This window comes from Streptomyces sp. NPDC031049, from assembly GCF_055571015.1.
The window spans coordinates 1-19,317 of record NZ_JBVIGC010000023.1 but is presented as its reverse complement, the minus strand read 5'-3'; the positions used below and the strand labels follow the sequence as shown (position 1 = coordinate 19,317).

General features: G+C 74.0%; 21 protein-coding genes. 13 read left to right on the top strand and 8 right to left on the bottom strand.

Annotated elements, in window-relative coordinates:
- Positions 1 to 44: 44 nt before the first annotated feature.
- Positions 45 to 1,442, bottom strand: a complete 1,398-nt coding sequence (locus ACZ45Q_RS30000; protein WP_468267057.1) for a DUF6421 family protein — start codon at positions 1,440 to 1,442, stop codon at positions 45 to 47.
- A gap of 239 nt (positions 1,443 to 1,681) precedes the next feature.
- On the opposite strand from ACZ45Q_RS30000, the gene ACZ45Q_RS29995 reads away from it, so the two are divergent.
- On the top strand, positions 1,682 to 2,365 hold the full coding sequence (locus ACZ45Q_RS29995) for a glycerophosphodiester phosphodiesterase (RefSeq protein WP_468267055.1): 684 nt from the start codon (positions 1,682 to 1,684) through the stop codon (positions 2,363 to 2,365).
- 30 nt (positions 2,366 to 2,395) lie between these two features.
- On the opposite strand, the gene ACZ45Q_RS29990 is transcribed toward ACZ45Q_RS29995, so the two are convergent.
- Positions 2,396 to 2,935 carry a GNAT family N-acetyltransferase gene (locus tag ACZ45Q_RS29990; RefSeq protein WP_468267053.1) on the bottom strand — a complete coding sequence of 180 codons (540 nt, stop codon included), beginning with the start codon at positions 2,933 to 2,935 and terminating at the stop codon, positions 2,396 to 2,398.
- A gap of 70 nt (positions 2,936 to 3,005) precedes the next feature.
- Between ACZ45Q_RS29990 and ACZ45Q_RS29985 the strand changes: the two genes are divergently transcribed.
- Positions 3,006 to 3,398, top strand: coding sequence for a VOC family protein (locus tag ACZ45Q_RS29985; RefSeq protein WP_468267051.1), 393 nt, complete (start codon positions 3,006 to 3,008; stop codon positions 3,396 to 3,398).
- A 75-nt stretch (positions 3,399 to 3,473) separates the two neighbouring features.
- Here ACZ45Q_RS29985 and ACZ45Q_RS29980 read toward each other — a convergent pair whose 3' ends face one another.
- Complete coding sequence (locus ACZ45Q_RS29980) at positions 3,474 to 4,388, bottom strand: GNAT family N-acetyltransferase (protein WP_468267049.1); 915 nt, start codon at positions 4,386 to 4,388, stop codon at positions 3,474 to 3,476.
- A 176-nt stretch (positions 4,389 to 4,564) separates the two neighbouring features.
- On the opposite strand from ACZ45Q_RS29980, the gene ACZ45Q_RS29975 reads away from it, so the two are divergent.
- The gene (locus tag ACZ45Q_RS29975) at positions 4,565 to 5,329 is read left to right on the top strand and encodes a VOC family protein (protein ID WP_468267047.1); all 765 of its coding nucleotides are present in this window, start codon (positions 4,565 to 4,567) and stop codon (positions 5,327 to 5,329) included.
- Positions 5,330 to 5,351: 22 nt separating this feature from the next.
- Here the strand turns inward: ACZ45Q_RS29975 and ACZ45Q_RS29970 are convergent, their stop codons facing one another.
- Together ACZ45Q_RS29970 and ACZ45Q_RS29965 are read right to left on the bottom strand one after the other, a co-directional pair.
- A complete protein-coding gene (locus ACZ45Q_RS29970) occupies positions 5,352 to 5,963 on the bottom strand; it encodes a MarR family winged helix-turn-helix transcriptional regulator (RefSeq protein WP_468267045.1) in 612 nt (203 codons plus the stop codon).
- The gene (locus tag ACZ45Q_RS29965; protein ID WP_468267043.1) at positions 5,960 to 7,720 is read right to left on the bottom strand and encodes an FUSC family protein; all 1,761 of its coding nucleotides are present in this window, start codon (positions 7,718 to 7,720) and stop codon (positions 5,960 to 5,962) included. Before ACZ45Q_RS29965 ends, ACZ45Q_RS29970 begins: the two co-directional genes overlap by 4 nt.
- 165 nt (positions 7,721 to 7,885) lie before the next feature.
- On the opposite strand from ACZ45Q_RS29965, the gene ACZ45Q_RS29960 reads away from it, so the two are divergent.
- The 6 genes from ACZ45Q_RS29960 to ACZ45Q_RS29935 all read left to right on the top strand — a co-directional run bounded on the left by ACZ45Q_RS29960 (position 7,886) and on the right by ACZ45Q_RS29935 (position 12,179).
- A complete protein-coding gene (locus ACZ45Q_RS29960; RefSeq protein WP_468267041.1) occupies positions 7,886 to 8,440 on the top strand; it encodes a DUF5134 domain-containing protein in 555 nt (184 codons plus the stop codon).
- Positions 8,441 to 8,525: 85 nt separating this feature from the next.
- Entirely contained in the window at positions 8,526 to 9,461 is a 936-nt protein-coding gene (locus tag ACZ45Q_RS29955) for a M56 family metallopeptidase (protein ID WP_468267039.1), read from the top strand.
- A gap of 99 nt (positions 9,462 to 9,560) precedes the next feature.
- Positions 9,561 to 10,268: a phosphatase PAP2 family protein gene (locus tag ACZ45Q_RS29950; protein ID WP_468267037.1), complete on the top strand. Its 708-nt coding sequence runs from the start codon at positions 9,561 to 9,563 to the stop codon at positions 10,266 to 10,268.
- Positions 10,269 to 10,277: 9 nt separating this feature from the next.
- Positions 10,278 to 10,967, top strand: coding sequence for an HAD family hydrolase (locus ACZ45Q_RS29945; protein ID WP_468267035.1), 690 nt, complete (start codon positions 10,278 to 10,280; stop codon positions 10,965 to 10,967).
- Between the two features lie 123 nt (positions 10,968 to 11,090).
- On the top strand, positions 11,091 to 11,324 hold the full coding sequence (locus ACZ45Q_RS29940; RefSeq protein ID WP_468267033.1) for a hypothetical protein: 234 nt from the start codon (positions 11,091 to 11,093) through the stop codon (positions 11,322 to 11,324).
- 144 nt (positions 11,325 to 11,468) lie between these two features.
- On the top strand, positions 11,469 to 12,179 hold the full coding sequence (locus ACZ45Q_RS29935) for a TetR/AcrR family transcriptional regulator (protein WP_468267031.1): 711 nt from the start codon (positions 11,469 to 11,471) through the stop codon (positions 12,177 to 12,179).
- Here ACZ45Q_RS29935 and ACZ45Q_RS29930 read toward each other — a convergent pair.
- On the bottom strand, positions 12,161 to 13,669 hold the full coding sequence (locus ACZ45Q_RS29930; RefSeq protein WP_468267029.1) for an LVIVD repeat-containing protein: 1,509 nt from the start codon (positions 13,667 to 13,669) through the stop codon (positions 12,161 to 12,163). The genes ACZ45Q_RS29935 and ACZ45Q_RS29930 overlap by 19 nt on opposite strands.
- 189 nt (positions 13,670 to 13,858) lie before the next feature.
- Between ACZ45Q_RS29930 and ACZ45Q_RS29925 the strand changes: the two genes are divergently transcribed.
- Positions 13,859 to 14,518, top strand: a complete 660-nt coding sequence (locus tag ACZ45Q_RS29925; protein WP_468267027.1) for a DUF305 domain-containing protein — start codon at positions 13,859 to 13,861, stop codon at positions 14,516 to 14,518.
- 36 nt (positions 14,519 to 14,554) lie between these two features.
- Here the strand turns inward: ACZ45Q_RS29925 and ACZ45Q_RS29920 are convergent, their stop codons facing one another.
- Entirely contained in the window at positions 14,555 to 15,004 is a 450-nt protein-coding gene (locus ACZ45Q_RS29920; protein WP_468267313.1) for a DUF6214 family protein, read from the bottom strand.
- A gap of 198 nt (positions 15,005 to 15,202) precedes the next feature.
- Here ACZ45Q_RS29920 and ACZ45Q_RS29915 point away from each other — a divergent pair, with 198 nt between their 5' ends.
- Positions 15,203 to 16,546 (top strand): FAD-dependent oxidoreductase, encoded by a 1,344-nt coding sequence (locus ACZ45Q_RS29915; protein ID WP_468267025.1) that lies wholly within the window; start codon positions 15,203 to 15,205, stop codon positions 16,544 to 16,546.
- A gap of 61 nt (positions 16,547 to 16,607) precedes the next feature.
- On the opposite strand, the gene ACZ45Q_RS29910 is transcribed toward ACZ45Q_RS29915, so the two are convergent.
- Positions 16,608 to 16,967, bottom strand: a complete 360-nt coding sequence (locus ACZ45Q_RS29910; protein WP_468267023.1) for an ArsR/SmtB family transcription factor — start codon at positions 16,965 to 16,967, stop codon at positions 16,608 to 16,610.
- A gap of 127 nt (positions 16,968 to 17,094) precedes the next feature.
- Here ACZ45Q_RS29910 and ACZ45Q_RS29905 point away from each other — a divergent pair, with 127 nt between their 5' ends.
- Complete coding sequence (locus ACZ45Q_RS29905) at positions 17,095 to 18,174, top strand: NADH:flavin oxidoreductase/NADH oxidase (RefSeq protein WP_468267021.1); 1,080 nt, start codon at positions 17,095 to 17,097, stop codon at positions 18,172 to 18,174.
- Between the two features lie 220 nt (positions 18,175 to 18,394).
- Positions 18,395 to 19,198 (top strand): pectate lyase, encoded by an 804-nt coding sequence (locus ACZ45Q_RS29900; protein ID WP_468267019.1) that lies wholly within the window; start codon positions 18,395 to 18,397, stop codon positions 19,196 to 19,198.
- Positions 19,199 to 19,317 lie beyond the last annotated feature (119 nt).

Here is a 19,317-nt window from a genome sequence, read left to right as displayed (position 1 = left end):
GGTCCTCGCCTCCCGAGCCTGAGTCTGCCTGTCGGTGCGGTCGCTCACGCGGCCGTCCGCTCGGCACCGTCCGCCGTGATGCCCTTGGTGGAGGCAATCACCTTCTTCAGCTTCTTGGACAGGGCCTCGTAGAACATGCTCAGCGGAAACTCGTCCGGGAGCACGTCGTCCACCAGCTTGCGCGGCGGCTGGGACAGGTCCAGGGCGTCGGGGCCCTTGGCCCACTTCGAGCCCGGGTGCGGGGCGAGGTAGGTGGAGACCAGCTCGTAGCCGGCGAACCAGTGGACGATCTTGGGGCGGTCGATGCCGTCGCGGTAGAGCTTCTCGATCTCGGCGCACAGCTGGTTGGTGACCTGCGGGGCCCGCTCCCAGTCGATGGAGAGCTTGTTGTCGGTCCACCGCACCACGTCGTGCTTGTGCAGGTAGGCGAAGAGCAGCTGGCCGCCGAGGCCGTCGTAGTTGCGCACCCGCTCGCCGGTGACCGGGAAGCGGAACATGCGGTCGAACAGCACCGCGACCTGGACGTCGCGGGCCTGCGGCACGCCCTCGCCGGCCAGCTTCACGGCCTCCTTGAAGGCGGTGAGGTCGCAGCGCAGCTCCTCCAGGCCGTACATCCAGAACGGCTGGCGCTGCTTGATCATGAACGGGTCGAAGGGCAGGTCGCCGTGGCTGTGGGTGCGGTCGTGGACCATGTCCCACAGGACGAACGCCTCTTCGCAGCGCTTCTGGTCGTGCACCATCGCGGCGACGTCCTCGGGCAGCTCGAGGCCCAGGATGTCGACGGCGGCCTCGGTGACCCGGCGGAAGCGGGCCGCCTCGCGGTCGCAGAAGATGCCGCCCCAGGTGAACCGCTCGGGGGCCTCGCGCACGGCGATGGTCTCCGGGAAGAGCACGGCGGAGTTGGTGTCGTAGCCCGAGGTGAAGTCCTCGAAGGTGATGCCGCAGAACAGCGGGTTGTCGTAGCGGGTGCGCTCCAGCTCGGCCAGCCAGTCCGGCCAGACCATGCGCAGCACGACCGCCTCGAGGTTGCGGTCCGGGTTGCCGTTCTGCGTGTACATCGGGAAGACGACCAGGTGCTGGAGGCCGTCCTGGCGGTTCGCGGCCGGCTGGAACGCCAGCAGCGAGTCCAGGAAGTCGGGCACCTGGAAGCCGCCCTCGGCCCAGCGGCCGAGGTCCGTCACCAGGGCCTCGTGATAGGCGCGGTCGTGCGGGAGCAGCGGGGACAGCTCCTTCACGGCCTCCACGACGCGCGCGACGGCCTGCTCGGCCTCGGCGCGGTCCGGGGCGCCCTCGGCGTCGAAGTCGATCGACCCGTCCTTGGACTGCCATGGCCGGATGCACTCCACGGCATCCTTGAGCACGGGCCAAGCAGGGTGCTCGACCACCCCGCTCACGGGAGGAACCGTCTCCTCCGTACCCACCTGCACAAGAATTTCCGTCATGTCTCATCCTCCACGGGAGAACCTCGCGTCAGGACACCGTATGCATACGCGCTTCCTCCCAGCAAGGGGGGCCTCGGGAAATTATCCTGCCCCACCCCCGCCTGCACCGCACTTTTTCCTGTAGGTCGCCCGGAGTGCGCGGGGGCCACCGAAACTGCCGGAGCCAGACCCGTATACCCACGGCGGCGCCGGGGAAGCGGTCGGATGTGTCCTCGCCGTCGACGGGAATGAGCGGAACCTTGAACTTCCTCACCATCGGCCACCGCGGAGTGGCGGGTGTCGAGCCGGAGAACACCCTGCGCTCCTTCGTCGCCGCCGAGCGGGCCGGTCTCGACGTCGTCGAGCTGGACCTGCACCTGAGCAAGGACGGCGAGCTGGTCGTCATGCACGACGCGCACGTGGACCGCACGACCGACGGTACGGGCCCGATCGCCGACAAGACGCTGGCGGAGCTGCGCTCGCTGGACGCGGGGCTCGGGGAGCGGGTGCCGGTGTTCGAGGAGGCGCTGGACGCCGTGTCGCTGCCGGTGCAGGCCGAGATCAAGGACGTGGCCGCGGCACGGACGCTGGCCGAGGTGATGCTCCGCCGGAACCTGGCCGGCCGGGTGGAGGTGATCTCCTTCCACGACGAGGCGATCACCGAGATCGCCCGGCTGGTACCGGGGGTGCGCACGGCGCTGGTCGCCCAGTACTACGGCCCCGAGGTGGTGGACCGTGCGGTCGCGGCCGGGGCGGGGAGCGTCTGCCTGGACATCCAGCGGCTCACCCTGGAGACCGTGGAGCGGGCACGGGCGGCGGACCTGCGGGTCTTCTCCTGGACGATCAACACCCAGCAGCAGCTCAGGCTCGTGCGGGCGTTCGGGCTGGACGGCGCGACCACCGACTACCCGGAGATCAGGCGCACGGGCCGCTTCACCGCCTGACGGCGGGCCCTCCCGCCGCCCGCGGGCCCGTCACACCAGCGGCTTGACGAGCAGCTCGAACCGGAGATCGTCCCGCTGCGGGATGCCGAAGCGCTCGTCGCCGTACGGGAAGGGCGTCATCCGGCCGGTACGGCGGTAGCCGCGGCGCTCGTACCAGGCGATCAGGTCCTCGCGCACGGAGATCACGGTCATGTGCATCTCGGTCACGCCCCAGTCCGCGCGGGCCTGCCGCTCCGCCTCGGCGAGGACCGTCCTGCCGAGCCCGCCGCCCTGGAGCGCCGGGCTGACCGCGAACATCCCGAAGTAGGCGTGCTCGCCGCGGTGCTCGAGCTGGCAGCAGGCGATGATCCGCCCGTCCCGCTCGGCGGTCAGCAGCCTGCTGTCGGGCGACTTGACGACCTCCAGTACGCCCTCCCGGTCGGTGCGCTGCCCCTGGAGGATGTCGGCCTCGGTGGTCCACCCGGCCCGGCTGGCGTCCCCCCGGTACGCCGACTCGATCAGCGCCACCAGGTCGTCGACGTCGGTGTCGACGGCGTCGCGGAAGGTCAGTCCGGTGGCGGCGGTGTCCATGGCACAGGTCTCCGGTTCTCGGCGCGGCAGGAACACCCAGAAGGGTAATGCCCGCACTAGGCTCCGCCGCATGGTGCATGTACTCAGCAGCCGTGTGCTCCTCCGTCCCACCGACCCCGAGCGGACCCGTGCCTTCTACGGCGAGCAGCTCGGCCTCGCCGTCCACCGCGAGTTCGGCACCGGACCCGAGCGCGGCACCGTCTACTTCCTCGGCGGCGGCTTCCTGGAGGTCTCCGGCCGGGCCGAGGCGCCGGCGGACCCGGGCCCGCGGCTGTGGATGCAGGTCGAGGACGTCACGGCGGCCCACGACGAGCTGCGCGCCAAGGGCGTGGAGATCGTCCGTCCGCCGGTGCAGGAGCCGTGGGGCCTGGTGGAGATGTGGATCGCCGACCCGGACGGCACGCCGATCGTGCTGGTGGAGGTGCCCGCGGACCATCCGCTGCGGTACCGGCCGGGCATCTGACCCGCCCGGCCGGACCCGCCCGTACCGCCCGGCCGGACCTGCCCGTACCGCCGGGTCCGGCCGCCGGCCCGCCGCTCAGTCCGGCCGGTGCTCCCAGCCCCGGTCGGTGCGGGTCAGCTCCCGGAAGCCGGCCCCGGTCAGGTCCGTGATCGCCGTGCGGTCGCCCTCCGTCTCGTAGGCGGCGAGCCGGTCCACTCCGCACAGGCGCAGCCAGTCGGCGGCCCGGGCGAGCAGCCTCCGCTCCAGGCCGGTGCCCCGCTCCCCCGGTTCGATGTGGAGGTCGCCGATGTCGGCGAGGCCCGCGGCCCTCGTGTGCCGCTCGGGGCGGGACAGGGCGGTGTCCACCTCGATGTGGCCGAGGGCCCGCCCGTCGGCGCGGGCGGTGAAGCGGGTGCCGCAGGCGCCCAGCGTGCGCTCGACGGTGACGCCGGGGCCGGGCGGGTCGGCGGGCAGGTCGGCCGTGCGCGCCAGGAGGATGACCTCCGTGTCGCCCGTGTGCCGGAACCCGGCGCGTTCGTACACGGCCCGGACGTGCGGCCAGGTGCGCGGCAGGCCGTACACGAGGGGAGCGGGCAGCGCTCCGTCGGCGTAGCGGACCCGGACGTCCCAGCGGGCGAGCTGGGCCAGGCACGCCCGCATCAGCAGGTCGGCGGCGGGCGCGGGGTCCGGCCGGAAGGACGCCGGCACATGGCACACGAACCAGTCGACGGCACCGGCGTCGCGGTAGGCCTCGCCGACCTCGGGATCGTCCCGGTAGCGCAGCAGATGGGCGGCGGCGACGAGGGCCCCGCGCTCCTCGGCGACCAGCGTCACGCGCTCGGCCACCCACGGGTCGGTGACGAACTCGTCGGGCTGGCGCTCCAACGCGCTCAGGACGGTGTTCACGGAGACGGAGACACCGGGGGCGACGGCGGCGACGTGGGCGTTCACCAGGTCCGTCAGCTGGTCGCGGTCGGCGCGGCGGAAGGGGCGCACAAGGGGCGCGGGCATGGGGGACCTCCGGGCAGGACGAAGAAGCGGGAGGCCGCCACGCGGTGTGCGGTACGGGCCCGAGGATACGCCGGGCGGCGCAGCACGCACCACCCGGTCGCCGCCGGATGGCCGGGGCGCGGGCCGCGGCTTAGCGTGCTGGAGGGGACGACCGACCGCGGAAGGACGCCCGCACCATGAAGCTCGACGCCCCGGTGACCGGCGGGCCCTGCTGGGCCGAGCTGGGCACCAGCGACCTGGAGTCGGCCAAGCGGTTCTACACCAAGCTGTTCGGCTGGCGCCCCGAGACGGACGCGCGGCACGAGGCGGGCGGCTACACGGTCGCGCATCTCGGTGCCGCGCCGGTCGCGGGCCTCGCGCCGCTGTACCAGCCCGGCCAGCCGGTCGCCTGGAACGTGTCGTTCGCGGTGGCCGACGCGGAGGCCGCCGCAGGCGAGGTGACCGCCGCGGGCGGGGCGATGCTGCTCGGCCCGCGGGACGTGCTCGACGCGGGCCGCTTCGCGGTGGCCGCGGACCCGACGGGCGCCGTCTTCCAGCTGTGGCAGGCCGGTGCCTTCGCGGGGGCCGGGCTGTTCAACGCGCCCGGCACGCTGGGCTGGGTGGAGCTGCTGACCAGGGAGCCGGAGCGGGCGGCCGAGTTCTACGGCAGGGTGTTCGGCTGGCGTGCGGACACCGCCGACCGCTACCCGCGGTGGAGTCTGGACGGCGCGGACTTCGGGGGGATGGTGGCGATGGACGACAAGTTCCCGCACGAGGTGCCGGCGCACTGGCTGCCGTACTTCGCGGTGGCCGACGTGGACGCCGCCACCGCCGACTCGGTGGAGAGCGGCGGGGTGCCGCTCATGGTTCCCACCTCGCTGCCCGACGGCCCCCGCATCGCCGTGCTGCGGGACCCGCAGATGGCGATGTTCGGGGTGTACCGGGGGGACTTCGCGGGCTGAGCCGCCGCCGGCGCCGGGTGCCTCACCCGCGCAGGCCGCCCAGCCGGCCCTCCAGCTGGACGAGGAGGTCGCCGAGGAGCGCGGCGAGCTCGCCCCGGTGCGGCGCCGGCAGCCCGGAGAGGGCGGCGCTCTCGTAGGCGAGCTGTTCGGGCAGGATCGCGTCGACGAGGTCGCGGCCGGCGTCCGTGAGGCGGACATGGGCGACGCGGCGGTCGCGGGTGTCGCCGCGGCGCTCGACGAGGCCGCGCTCGGTGAGGTGTTTGAGGCGCTTGGTGACGGCGGCGCCGGAGGAGAAGGTCTCCCGGGCCAAGTCTCCCGGGGTCAGTTCGTGCCCGGTGCGGCGCAGCGCGCCGAGCAGGTCGAACTCCGCGCGGCTGAGCCCGGCCCGGCGCAGCGGGGCGTCCTCGGCCTGCTGGAGGAGGGCGGCGCAGCGGTTGATGCGGCCGATGATCTCCATGGGGGCGGTGTCGAGGCCGGGGTGCACCGCCCGCCACTGCCGCACCACCCCGGCGACGACGTCCCCGCGCGCCTCACCGGGCGCCGTGGGAGCACCGGGCGCCGACGGGCCGCCTGGGGTCGCTGCCCCGGCCGGCGCCGCCGCCCCGCGCGGCGGTCCTGCCTCCCGTGCCGTCATGGCCGTACGTCCTCCGTAGTGGTGCCCGTAGTGGTGTCCGGCGTGGTGCCCGTCGCCGTGTCCGTCATCGTGTCCGCCGTGGGGTCGGTGTCCTGGTCCCGGCCGGCCCGTCCACGCCGTACCGTGGCCGCGAGCGTACGGTGTCCGGCCTGCTCGGCGCGGAGGACCCGCTCCTGCGGCAGGGAACGCTGCCACCACTCGCCCGCCGCGGCGTCGGCCGTGGCCCGCAGATCGGCCAGGGCGGCGACGAGGGAGCGCCGGGCGGCGTCCAGGGCGCCGGGGGCCGGGGCGGGCTCGGCCAGGACGCGGGCGGCGCGCTCGCGGGCGCGGTCGACGGCGGTCAGCGCCTGCTCGACGCGGTCGCCGGCCCGGCGGTTGGTGACGGCGACCGCGGCCAGGAAGCCGACCAGGGCACCGACGAGGGTGTCCACGACCCGCTCGGCGATCAGCTCACCGGGATGCCCGTAGCCCGCGAACTCCGTGATGAGCAGCGCCATCGGCGTCACGCAGACGCTGCCGAGCCAGTAGTTGCGGGAGATGAGCGCCTCGGCGCCGAAGTTCAGGGCGAGGCAGAGCAGCACGAGCAGGGCCTGGCCGAGGTGGGCGAGCGGCGCGATCGCGGCGAACAGCAGCACCCCGGCGAGGTTGCCGACGACGCGCTGGACGGTCCGGCTCCAGGTGAGGACGAGGTTGGCCTGGTAGAGCGCGGCGGCGGTGACCAGGGCCCAGTAGGGGCGGCCGATGCCTAGGGCCAGGGAGGCGTACCCGGCGAGCGCGCAGCCGAGGGCGGTGCGTACGGCGATCGGGGCGAGCGGAGCGAGCCGGCGCCGCAGCGGCAGCGGCAGCGGCCGGGCGGTCGACTCGGCCTCGGCGCCGAGCAGTTCGTCCGCGCCGGCGGGGCCGTCGCCGGTCCGGGGGACGCGGCCGGTGCCGCGCAGATCGCGGGCCCAGCCGCGCAGCCGCTCGGGGTCGGCGTCCGCGGGGGCGGCGAGCGCCACCTCGGCGCGGACGACGAGCCGCTCCAGGGCGCGCCGGGTGGCGGCACGGGCGCCGGACCGCGGCAGGGGCGGCAACGACTGCCAGGCCGTCTGCACGGCGGCGTACCCGGCGGCACGGGCCTCGGTGCTCCCGTCGCCGGTGCCGCGGGTGTCGGCGTACGCGGCGGCGGCGCGCAGGGCGTGGGCGGTGGCGCGGCGCTCGGGGCCGTGCGGGCGGACCAGGCCGGGGGCCATGCCGACGAGCCAGGCCCAGGCGCCCGCCGCGGCGGCCAGCGCCAGGTGGCCGGGGACCTGTCCGAGGGTCTGCGGCACGAACAGCGAGGCGGAGCTGATGAAGGTGAGGACGACGTTGCCGGGCGGGCCGATCCGGGTGGCGTCGCACAGCACCTTCTGCGCGGCGGCGAGCAGGGCCCCGACGGTGACGAGGACGACCGCGTTCCGGGTCAGCGAGGCGGTGACCAGGGCGACGGCGACGCCCCCGACCATGCCCAGGACCACCCAGGCCAGCGCGCGGGCGCGGGCGGCGTAGGGGCGGTTGTGGGCGTACAGGGCGCACAGGGACCCGGCCATGGTGTACATCGCCAGGTCGAGCCGGCCGAGGGCCAGCAGGATCAGGTTGGGCGGGGCGACCGCGGCCACCGAGCTGAGGGCGGGCTTGAACCAGATGTCGGAGGGGCGTCGCAGCCGGAGTGCGCCGGCCAGCGGCAGCCGCCGGAGGGTCCGGCCTCCTGCGGTGGAGGTGGGGGTCGCACTGCTCATGAGGTCCTACTTTAGCGAGTGTTTTACTCGTGAAGGACCGAGGCCCGCGCACCGCGCGCAGCGCCGAGTGGGCCGCCGCACGCTCCCCGGGTGCGCCTGTGCGCTCGCGTGCGCACCGCGCGGTCGGGGCAGTTGCTTGACCGACCGTCGAGCGGGGAGGTGCGTGTGCACGGACCGGCGTCGTCCGGCTGGCTGCTGGTCGCGCTGTGCGCGGCGACCGGTGCTTACTGCCTGCTGCGGATGCGCAGCGGCGTCGAGGAGCAGCGCAGCGCCGCGGGCGGCGAGGCGCTGATGGGTTTCGGCATGGCCGCGATGGCCGTCCCGGCGGCGGTGTTCACCCCGCCCGGCTGGGTCTGGGGGGGCTACGCCGTCGTGTTCGGGGCCGCGGGGCTGCGCGCCCTGTGGGCGGCCAGGAGCGGCCCGCACCACCTGCACCATCTCGTCGGTGCCGGGGCCATGGTGTACATGGCGGTCGTCATGGCGGGCTCCCCCGCCCACGCGCACGCCCACGGCGCCGCCGGCTCGGGCGTCCCCCTGCTGACGGGCGCCCTGCTGCTCTACTTCGCGGGGTACGTCCTGCTGACCGGGGTGCGCCTGGTTCCCGTCCCCGCCGTCGCGGGCGGCGGCCCGTCGTCCGGGTGGGGCGACCGGCCGGAACTGGCCCGCGCGTGCCGGCTGTCCATGGGCATCGCGATGCTGGCGATGCTCCTGACGATGTGACGCCGGGCCCGGCGGGGCCGTTGACTGCGTCACTTTGCCGCGGCGGGCCGTGCCTCGCGCCCTCCCGCGCTCATAGGCTGCCCCCATGATCCTCCCCGCGGCCCTGTTGCTGCTCGGTGCCCTGACCGCCGTCGCCGCTCCCCGGCTGCTCGCCCGGGCCGACTGGCCGGACCGCGAACCGGTGGTGGCGCTGTGGGCGTGGCAGTGCGTGGTGGCGGCGGTCCTGGTGTGCTGCGCCCTGTCGATGACGCTCAGCGCGGCGGCGACGTGGCACGCGGTGGGCGGTCAGGTGTTCGCCACGGCGCCGCGCGCGGTCGTGGAGGCCTATGCGCTCGGCTCGGCCGGCCACTGGGCGGCGACGACCGCGGTGACGCTGGCGTGCGGCGGGCTGTGGACGGCGGCGATGCTGGTCCGGGAGGTCGTACGGGCCCGTGCGCGGCGCCGGGCGCGTCGCGTCGCACTCCGTGAGCGCTCCCCGCTGCTGCCGGGTGAGAGCGCCGACACGGGGCCGCTGGTGGTCCTGGAGAGCGAGCGGCCGGAGGCCTGGTGGCTGCCGGGCAGCCCGCCGCAACTGGTCGTGACCACCGCCGCGTTGCGCCGGCTGAAGGGCCGGCAGCTGGACGCGGTGCTCGCCCACGAGCAGGGCCACGCACGGGCCCGGCACGACTGGCTGCTGCACTGCTCGGCGGCGCTCGCGAGCGGGTTCCCGCAGGTGCCGGTGTTCGCGGCGTTCCGTGACGAGATGCACCGCCTGGTCGAGCTGGCGGCCGATGACGTGGCCTCGCGCCGCTTCGGCCGGCTGACGACCGCCCTGGCCCTGGTGGAACTCAACGAGGACCGCGGGGTCTTCGGCCCCTGCCCGGCCGCCCAGGCCCATGTCCCGCAGCGGGTCCACCGGCTGCTCACACCGCCGGACCGGCTGACGGCGGGCCGGCGCCTGCGGCTGACCGCGGCGGCGTCACTGGTGCCGGTCGTGCCGGTGCTGGTGGCGTTCGTACCGGGGCTGCGGGCGCTGGGCTGACCGCCGCGCCTGCCCGACGCCGGTCCCGGAGGGGCGCCGGTGGCCCACCGTGTCGCCCGGAGGTGGTTTCAAGGCCCCGGGTTCGGCCAGTATCGCTGCATGCGGACGCCGACCCTCCATTCACCGCCCCGCCCGCCGCGGTCCCGCACCGCCCTGCGCGCCCTCTGGCCGCTCGGCCTGTGCTCCGTGCTGCTGCTCGGCCTGGTCGTGGCCGAATGGCGTCCGCTGATCGCCTGGGACGAGGACGTCTCACGCACCACGCACCGCTGGGCGGTCGGCGAAGCGGGCCTGACCCGGGCCAACCGGATCCTGACGGACTGGGTGTGGGACACCTGGACCATGCGGCTGCTGGCCGCGGTGGTGGTGGTGTGGCTGTGGTGGCGGCTGGCGGAACGGTGGACGGCCGTGTGGCTGGCCGTGGCCTGCGTCGCCGGCTCACTGCTGCAACAGGCGGTCAAGGCCGTGGTGGGCCGGGAGCGCCCGGTCTGGCCCGATCCCGTGGACAGCGCCCACTTCGCGGCCTTCCCCTCCGGCCACGCGATGACCGCGACGTTCGTGTGCGGCCTGCTGCTGTGGCTGCTGCACCACTACGGCGCTCCCCGCGCGGTGCGGCTGACCGCTTCGGCCGTCGCCGTGGTGTCCGTCGCCGGTGTCGGCGTGACCCGGGTGTGGCTGGGCGTCCACTGGGCCACGGACGTGATCGGCGGCTGGCTGCTGGGCGCGCTGGTGGTGGCCCTCGCGGTCCTCGCCCACCGGAGGTGGCACCCCCCGGGGGGCACCGGACCGGCCGCGGGCGACGGGCACTAGCATCCCGGCATGACCGCCGTCCTGTTCGACTTCTCCGGCACCCTCTTCCGCATCGAGTCGACCGAGACCTGGCTGCGCGCCGTGCTCGCCGACACCGGCCTGGCCCTGCCCGAGGCGGAGGCGGCCGAGCTGGCACGGGCGCTGGAGGCGGCCGGGGCGCTGCCCGGCGGGGCGCCCCCGTCCCGGATCCCCGGGCATCTCGCCCCGGCGTGGGAGGAGCGGGACCGCAGCGCCGAGCTGCACCGGGCGGTGTACACCGGGCTGTCCCGGCAGGTGCCGCTCCCCCGCCCCGAGCTGCACGACGCCCTGTACGACCGGCACATGACACCGGCCGCATGGCGCCCCTACCCCGACGCCGCCGAGGTGCTGGGGGCGTTGCGCGAGCGCGGGATCGCCGTCGGCGTGGTCAGCAACATCGGCTGGGATCTGCGCCCGGTCTTCCGCGGGCACGGCCTGGACCGCCATGTGGACACGTACGTGCTGTCCTATGAGCACGGCATCCAGAAGCCGGACCCGCGGCTGTTCGCCGCCGCCTGCGCGGAGCTGGGCGCCGATCCCGGGCGGACCGTGATGGTCGGTGACGACCGGCGGGCCGACGGCGGCGCGGCGGCCCTCGGCTGCATGGTCCACTTCGTGGACCATCTGCCGGTGGCCGAACGGCCGGACGCGCTGCGGGCGGTCCTGGACCTGGTCGGCTGAGCACGGGGCACCGGGACGCCCCCCGAAGGCGTTCGTGCGCCGGTTCCACGCCCTTGTGGGGGTGCCGTGCACCGCTGACCGTGGGTTCCGGGTCGGATGACGGTGTACGGACAGGGGGCTGACGTGCGAGGCAGGGTCGACGACGTGATGGGCCGCCTGCTGCTCCGGCTGGCGGTCGTGCTGCACCGGACGCTGGCGGGCAACCGGCTGCTGCACCGGCGGAACAGGGCGCTGCGGGCGGCCCATCGCCGAGGGGTGCCGCTCCCGGAGCTGGCAGCCGAACTGGGGCTGACCGAGGGGTGGGTGCGGCGCGTGCTGAACGAGCAGGAGCCGCCGCCTGTGGACCGGGCCGCGTAGCCGGCACCGGCAGGGTGTGTCCGTCCGTATCGGGCGATCCCCCGCGTCGCCCGATACGGACAGGAGCCGGCCCTGCGCACGGAGTGCCGGTCCGGACGCGCCGAGTATAGTTGGCTGCCGGCCAGTCAACGCAGGAGTTACAGGATGTCCCCGCGCAGCGCCTCGGTCAATGCGGAGTTGCGCAGACGCTCCATGGAGCGGCTGCTCCAGGCGGCGGTGGAGCTGGTCGGCGAGCGCGGTTACGAGGCGACCACGCTCGGGGCCATCGCCGACCGGGCGGGCTCGGCGCGGGGTCTGGTGTCGTACTACTTCCCCGGCAAGCGCCGGCTCGTGCAGTCCGCCGTGCACCGGCTGATGCACCGCACTCTGGAGGAGGCGCTCGAGCGCGAGCCGCGCACCGAGGACGGCGCGGAGCGCATGGCGCGGGCCATCGACGCGATCCTGGGCCTGGCCCGGGACCGGCCCGTGCTGATGCGCCAGCACATGGCGGGCCTGCTCCAGGCCGAGGGTTTCGTGGTGTGCCCGGAGCAGCGGCGGCTGGCCGAGCTGCTGCGGGACACCGTCGCCCGGCACGGGTCGCGGGACGTCGACCACGACTATCCGATGCTGCGCGCCCAGCTGATGGGCGCCGTGTACGCCGCTCTGGTGCCGGGGGTGCCGATGCCGGTGCCGGCGCTGCGGGCCGAGTTGTTCCGGCGGTACCGGCTGGCGTGGGAGCTGGGTGACCCGCCGGGCGCCGAGGCGCCCGGCGGGGGGTGCGACACGGATCTGTCGCGGTTCTTCGCGACCGGCGCGGCACCGCGGTGCGCGCCGGGCGGCGGGCCCGCGGGGCCGGATCAGCCGCGGTCGAAGTAGTCCGGCTGCGTCTGGACGTTCAGCTCCCGCAGGTGCACCCACCGGGCCGGGTCGGTGCGGCGGTCGTCGAGCTTGAGGACGTCGAGGCCCTTGGCGATGTCGTTCGAGTAGATGTAGCCGTTGTAGTAGTACGCCGACCAGGAGCCGCCGGTGACGATCCGGTCGGTGGTCAGCGGGCCGCGCTCGAAGTAGGCGATCTCCTTGGGCCGGTTGGAGTTCGTGAACTCCCAGACGGAGACACCGCCCTGGTACCAGGCCTGGACCATGAGGTCGCGGCCCTTGACCGGGATCAGCGAGCCGTTGTGGGCGACGCAGTTCTCCGTGTCCGCCTGGTGGCGCGGGATCTTGAAGTAGCTGCGGAAGACCAGCTTGCTCCGGTCGCCCTTGCCGACGATGTCGTAGATGCCGTTCGCGCCGCGCTTCGGGCCGATCTCGGCGTTGCAGGTGGCGCCGACGCCGCCGCCCAGCTCGTCGGTGAACACGACCTTGTTCGCCTTCTGGTTGAAGGTGGCCGAGTGCCAGAACGCGAAGTTGACGTTGTCCTGGACCCGGTCGATCACCTTCGGGCGCTCGGGGTCCTTGATGGAGAACAGGATGCCGTCGCCCATGCAGGCGCCGGCCGCGAGGTCCTTCGACGGCAGCACCGTGATGTCGTGGCAGCCGGTGGTCTTGGACACACCCGGGTTGGTGGGGCCGCCCGGGTTGCCGCCGCCGTCCGGGCCCTCACCCGGGAACAGCACCGGGAAGCCCACGACCGCAGCCTTCTCGGGGGCCTTGCGCGGCACCTTGATGACCGAGATGCCGTCGTGCGGCGGCTGGCAGTCGGGGTAGGCGGCGTTCGGCGAGTAGGAGGAGACGTAGACGTAGACGTCGCGGCGCTCGGGCACCAGCGTGTGGGTGTGCGAGCCGCAGGCGGTCTCGACGGCGGCGACGTACTTCGGGTTGCGCTTGTCGCTGATGTCGAAGACCTTCATGCCCTCCCAGGAGGACTTCTCGGTCGCGGGCTGGGTGGCGCTGTTGCAACTGCTGTCGCTGCGCGAGGAGTCGGTCGACAGGAACAGCAGGTCGCCGGAGACGGAGATGTCGTTCTGCGAGCCCGGGCAGAGCACCTGGGCGACCGTCCTGGGCGCCCTGGGGTTGCTGATGTCGAAGATGCGGAAGCCGTCGTAGTTGCCGGCGAACGCGTACTTCCCCTGGAAGGCCAGGTCCGAATTGGTGCCCGGCAGCTGGTCCTTGGGGACGTTGGCGAGAAGCTCGATGTTGGCGGAGTGGACGATCTCGTCCTGGCCGGGTATCGCACCGCTCTCGATGGCCTCCCGCGCCTCGGCACGGGCGCTGCCCGACACCTCCTTGGACGCGGCCGGACCGTCCCCCGGGTCGGGGATCGCGGTGGCCGGACCGGCGGTGACCAGCGCGGCCAGGAGTCCGGCGGCGGCCGCCGCAACTCCCAGGCGTCTGCGACGCGTTCGCGGGTCGTTCAACAGGATCACTGTTTCCTCCCTCGTTCCGTTCGCTGGGGAACGGTCACGCACCCCGGCAGTATCGTCTCGCCATGCCCATACCAACAGAGGTCAACGGGAACGTAATGAAGTTTTTTGATCAGTGACACGCGGAAGCGTGCTAAGACGTTCACGGCACTCACGAGGTGCCGCCCCTCGCACCCCGCCCAGGAGGTCGTCGTGCTCTTCCGCTCCACGTCCCGCGCGTCGCTCGCCACCGCCTCGTTCGCCGCCCTGGCCGTGCTCGGCCTCGGGGCCTGCGACTCCGGCGAGGAGACCAAGTCGGCGGCGGCGGACGGCCCTTCGGTGATCGCGCCGGGCAAACCGGGCGAGGGCAACCGCACCCTGTCCCCCGGGGAGGCGGCGAAGCACCGCGCCGACGACGACTCGCCCAACGCGGCGGACGTGAGTTACGCCCGCATGATGATCCAGCACCACGAGCAGGCGCTGGTGATGACCGAACTCGTCCCGGACCGGGCCGCGTCGGGCCAGGTCGAGCGGCTCGCCGAGCGCATCGCCGCCGCGCAGGAACCGGAGATCGCGGCCATGCGGGGATGGCTGAAGACACACGGCAAGGCGGAGCGGGAGACCGGTGGCGGGCACGATCACGCCACGATGCCGGGCATGGCCACGGAGGGGCAGCTGAAGAAGCTGCGCGCGGCGAAGGGCGAGGCGTTCGACGAACTCTTCCTGAAGCTGATGATCACCCATCACGAAGGGGCGATCACCATGGCCGGGGACGTGAAGGCGCAGGGCAACAACGTGCAGATCGAGGAGATGGCGGACGACGTGGTCGCGCAGCAGACGAGCGAGATCACCCGGATGCGGAAGATGCTCTGAGCGCTCCGGTCACGGAGGACGCGGTGACCGCTCCGGTCAGCGCCGCGCGCGCCGCGGGGTGAGGAACCCCTCGTCGCGCGCCCGGCCGATCATCCGCAGCGAGGTGCGGCGGCTGTGACCGGTCGCACGCATCACCGCCAGGACCGGGTCGGCGCCGTCCTGCTGGGCGGCGCGGTACTCCCGCGCCACGAGCCGCGCCCCTTCCCGGCCGCGCGGCCACGCGGGCCGGGCCCGGCGGCCGGCGGGGTGCCCCGGGTCACCGGCCGCCGGCCCGCAGGCCTCGGTCAGCGGGACCTCCAGCCACTCGGCGAGCACCGCCAGGTCGTCGAGGGACAGCGCCGGCCGGGCCCGGACGTCCTCGATCCGCACGCCCCGGCCGGACAGCACGGCGAGCACCTCCACCCGGGCGCCGTCGGCGAAGTCGAGGCGCACGTCGAACCACGAGGTGGTGCCGCCGCTCTCCCGCACGTCCCAGGCGTGCCGCACGGACGTCTCTGCGTCGTCCGGGCAGCGGTCGGAAAGCTGAAGAGAACGATCAGCGAAGAATGCTTCGAGCACACACGGAACGTAACCGCATGATCACATTCCATACGAACGGACACGCGCCCCCGGATGCCCGCGGCACCCTGTCAGCGGACGGGCGGCGGTGCCATCCTGGAAGCACCCGGGGAAGGGAGACCCGCCGTGCTGCGTGTCGCCGTCATCGGCTCGGGACCGAGCGGTTGCTACACCGCCCAGAGCCTCGTGCAGCAGGACGCCGTGGTGCGCGTCGACGTCCTGGACCGGCTGCCGTGCCCGTACGGCCTGGTGCGGTACGGCGTGGCGCCGGACCACGAGAAGATCAAGTCCTTGCAGAACACCCTGCGCACGGTGCTGGAGCACGACCGGGTCCGCTTCCTCGGCGGTGTGCCGGTCGGTGCGGGCGGGGTGCCGGCCGCGCGGCTGCGGGAGCTGTACCACGCGGTGGTGTACTGCGTGGGCGCCGCCACCGACCGGCGCCTCGGCATTCCCGGTGAGGACCTGCCCGGCAGCTGGTCCGCCACGGAGTTCGTGTCCTGGTACAGCGCGCATCCGGACGCGGTCGACGACGGGTTCGTGCAGGACGCGCGGTCGGCGGTGGTCATCGGCGTGGGCAACGTCGCCGTGGACGTGGCGCGGATGCTGGCGCGCGGCGCGGCCGAGCTGCGCCCCACCGACATGCCGCAGGCGGCGCTCACCGCGCTCACCGCCGGCCGGGTGCGGGACATCCACATGGTGGGCCGGCGCGGCCCGTCGCAGGCCCGGTTCACCACCAAGGAGCTGCGCGAGCTGGGCGCGCTGCCGGACACGTCCGTCGCGGTGGACCCGGCCGAGGCCGCCCTCGACCCGGCGTTCGAGGACCCCTCCGCCCTGCCGGGGACGCAGCGCAGGAACGTGGAGGTGCTGCGCGGCTGGACCGCCCCGCCCGGCCGCGAGGCCGGTCACCGCATCGCGGTGCGCTTCTTCCTCCGCCCGGTGGAGCTGCTCGCCGACGGCGGCCGCGTGGGCGCGGTGCGCTTCGAGCGGACGGCGCCGGACGGCCGCGGCGGAGTGCGCGGGACCGGACGGTACGAGGAGATCGAGGCCCAGCTGGTGCTGCGGTCGGTCGGCTACCGCGGGGTGCCGCTGGAGGGGCTGCCGTTCGACGCGGCGAGCGGGACGGTGCCGCATCTCGCCGGTCGGGTGCTGAGCGGCAGGGCCGTCGTGCCGGGCGTGTACGTGGCCGGCTGGATCAAGCGCGGCCCGACGGGCGTCATCGGCACCAACCGCCCGTGCGCGAAGGAGACGGTGACCTCGCTGCTGGCCGACGCCGCCGTGCTCGGCCGCCGGGAGGTGCCCGAGGACCCGCTGACCGCGCTGCGCGCCGAGGGGCTGCGGCCGGTGGAGTGGGAGGGCTGGCGGGCCATCGAGCGGGCCGAGGCGGAGCTGGGCGCGGCCCTCGGCCGCGGTGTGGTGAAGCTGCCCGACTGGGAGTCCCTGCTGGCAGCGGCCCGCACCACCGCGTCCTGATCGCGGCCCTCCGGCGGTCGGCGGCCCGGGGGGCGGGGCCCGTGCGAGGGGCCGGGCCGTCTCAGGCGGTACCGAGGGTGGCCGCCTCGCGGTCGGCGGCGGCGAGGATCGCGTCGAGCAGGCCCGGGAAGAGCCCGTCCAGGTCGTCCCTGCGCAGGCCGTTCATCTTGGCCGTGCCCCGGTAGACCTGGCGGATCACACCGCTCTCGCGCAGCACCCGGAAGTGGTGCGTGGTGGTCGACTTGGTGACCGGCAGGACGAACTGCGAACAGGACAGCTCGTCGCGATCGGCGGCCAGTTCGCGCACGATGCGCAGCCGCATGGGGTCGGAGAGCGCGTGCAGCACGCCCTCCAGCCGGATCTCCTCGCGCGCCGGATGCGGCAGATCGCGGCTGCTGGGGGCGGTGGCGGCGGGGGTCACGGGGCTGGCTCCACTTCGTCCGGGGACCTCTGCATTGTACGAGAAGCATCGTAGTTTGACATCCACCGTACTACGAGGGTTATCGTACGACGCGTTCCTCCGCCCCGCGACGAATGGGAGCACCGCCGTGACCACCCTCTTCCAGCCCCTCACCCTGCGCGACGTCACCATCCCGAACCGGGTGTGGATGCCGCCGATGTGCCAGTACTCGGCCGAGCCCGCGGGGCCGTCGACCGGCGCCCCCGGCGACTGGCACTTCGCGCACTACGCGGCGCGCGCGGCCGGCGGTACGGGCCTGATCGTGGTCGAGGCCACGGGCGTGTCCCCGGAGGGCCGGATCTCCCCGTACGACCTCGGCCTGTGGAACGACACCCAGGTGGCGGCCTTCCGCCGGATCACCGGCTTCCTCCGGTCGCAGAACACCGTCCCCGCCGTCCAGCTGGCTCACGCGGGGCGCAAGGCCTCCACCGACCGCACCTGGAAGGGCGGGGCACCGGTGGGCCCGGAGGCGCACGGCTGGCAGCCGCTGGCACCCAGCCCGCTCGCCTTCGACGAGCGGCACCCCGTGCCGGCCGAGCTGACGGCCGGGCAGATCCAGGAGATCGTCGGGCAGTTCGCCGACGCGGCCCGCCGCGCCCTGGCCGCCGGGTTCGAGATCATCGAGATCCACGGCGCCCACGGGTACCTGATCAACGAGTTCCTCTCGCCGCACTCCAACCACCGCACCGACGCCTACGGCGGCTCCTACGAGAACCGCACCCGGTTCGCCCTCGAGGTCGTCGACGCCGTGCGGGCGGTGTGGCCCGAGGAGAAGCCGCTATTCTTCCGCGTCTCGGCCACGGAGTGGCTGGAGGAGGGCGGCTGGACGGCCGACGACACGGTCCGCTTCGCCCGGGAACTCCAGGCGCACGGCGTCGACCTGCTCGACGTCTCCACCGGCGGCAACGCCTCCGGCGTCCGCATCCCGACCGGCCCCGGCTACCAGGTGCCGTTCGCCGCGCGGGTGAAGGCCGAGACGTCGCTGCCGGTCGCGGCGGTCGGCATGATCACCGAGGTGGAGCAGGCCGAGAAGATCCTGGCCAACGGCGAGGCCGACGCCGTCCTGCTCGGCCGCGAGCTGCTGCGCGACCCCTCCTGGGCCCAGCGCGCGGCCCGGGAGCTGGGCGCGCGGACGCATGTGCCGGACCCGTACCACCGGGCCGTGTGACGCGGCGGCGGCACCCCCGGCACGGCGCCGCGACCGGGGAAATCGCCGTGCGCGGGGCGTTGACTAGAAAGCGCTTGCACTCTACGTTCCGTTCAACAGCCTGACCGAGAGGTCCGGGCTGCGCGTCGAGGGGTCATGTCGCCATACGTCGTTCACGTAGAGAGACGAACGGCGGATGACCCCCTCCCGCGATCCCCCCACGAGAGAGAAGGAACGGAACATGACGTTAGCGACATCACCGCGCGCCGGCGGTCGCGCGCTGACCGGCGCGCTGGCCGCGCTCGGCGTCTCGGTTGGCATGCTCATGACCACCGGGTCCGGCTCCGCACACGCCGCCACCTGGCCGACCCCGAACGGCAGCCAGGGCGTCTCCTCCACCATCTCCGTGTCCGGCACCAAGGACTACGGGATGAAGCGCCTGTACGGCACCGGCGACCTGGGCTCCGGCGGCCAGGACGAGGACCAGGGCCCGATCCTGGAGCTGGCTCCGGGCGCCGTGCTCAAGAACGTCATCATCGGGGCCCCGGCCGCCGACGGCATCCACTGCAAGGGCAGCTGCACGTTGCAGAACGTCTGGTGGGAGGACGTCGGCGAGGACGCGGCCACCTTCCGCGGCTCCTCGTCGTCGAACGTCTACACCGTCACCGGCGGCGGCGCCAAGGAGGCCAGCGACAAGGTCTTCCAGTTCAACGGGGCGGGGACGCTGAACGTGTCCGGGTTCGCCGTGAAGAACTTCGGCACCTTCGTCCGCTCCTGCGGCAACTGCTCCACGCAGTACAAGCGGACGATCAACCTCAGCAATGTCGAGGTGACCTGGAAGGGCAGCCGGATCGTCGGCATCAACACCAACTACGGCGACAGCGCGACCCTGCGCGGCATCACCGTGATCGGGGACTCCGGCCGGAAGATCGTCCCCTGCCAGAAGTACATCGGCAACGACGACGGGGACGAGCCGGACTCCAACGGCTCGGGCCCCGACGGCACCCACTGCCGGTACTCCTCGTCCGACGTCACCTACCGCTAGCAGCCCCCCCCCCCCCCCCCCCCAGGGGGGGGGGGGGGGGGGGGGGGGGGGGGGGGGGGGGGAGGAGGGGGGGGGGGGGGGGGGGGGGGGGGGGGGGGGGGGGGGGAGAGGGAGGAGGA

Bases quoted from the DNA above. Each gene is read 5' to 3' on its own strand.
- ACZ45Q_RS30000 (WP_468267057.1), bottom strand. From the start codon at position 1,442: ATGACGGAAATTCTTGTGCAGGTGGGTACGGAGGAGACGGTTCCTCCC.
- ACZ45Q_RS29900 (WP_468267019.1), top strand. From the start codon at position 18,395: ATGACGTTAGCGACATCACCGCGCGCCGGCGGTCGCGCGCTGACCGGC.
- ACZ45Q_RS29970 (WP_468267045.1), bottom strand. From the start codon at position 5,963: ATGACGGCACGGGAGGCAGGACCGCCGCGCGGGGCGGCGGCGCCGGCC.
- ACZ45Q_RS29980 (WP_468267049.1), bottom strand. From the start codon at position 4,388: ATGCCCGCGCCCCTTGTGCGCCCCTTCCGCCGCGCCGACCGCGACCAG.
- ACZ45Q_RS29975 (WP_468267047.1), top strand. From the start codon at position 4,565: ATGAAGCTCGACGCCCCGGTGACCGGCGGGCCCTGCTGGGCCGAGCTG.
- ACZ45Q_RS29945 (WP_468267035.1), top strand. From the start codon at position 10,278: ATGACCGCCGTCCTGTTCGACTTCTCCGGCACCCTCTTCCGCATCGAG.
- ACZ45Q_RS29990 (WP_468267053.1), bottom strand. From the start codon at position 2,935: ATGGACACCGCCGCCACCGGACTGACCTTCCGCGACGCCGTCGACACC.
- ACZ45Q_RS29935 (WP_468267031.1), top strand. From the start codon at position 11,469: ATGTCCCCGCGCAGCGCCTCGGTCAATGCGGAGTTGCGCAGACGCTCC.
- ACZ45Q_RS29985 (WP_468267051.1), top strand. From the start codon at position 3,006: ATGGTGCATGTACTCAGCAGCCGTGTGCTCCTCCGTCCCACCGACCCC.
- ACZ45Q_RS29955 (WP_468267039.1), top strand. From the start codon at position 8,526: ATGATCCTCCCCGCGGCCCTGTTGCTGCTCGGTGCCCTGACCGCCGTC.
- ACZ45Q_RS29950 (WP_468267037.1), top strand. From the start codon at position 9,561: ATGCGGACGCCGACCCTCCATTCACCGCCCCGCCCGCCGCGGTCCCGC.
- ACZ45Q_RS29965 (WP_468267043.1), bottom strand. From the start codon at position 7,720: ATGAGCAGTGCGACCCCCACCTCCACCGCAGGAGGCCGGACCCTCCGG.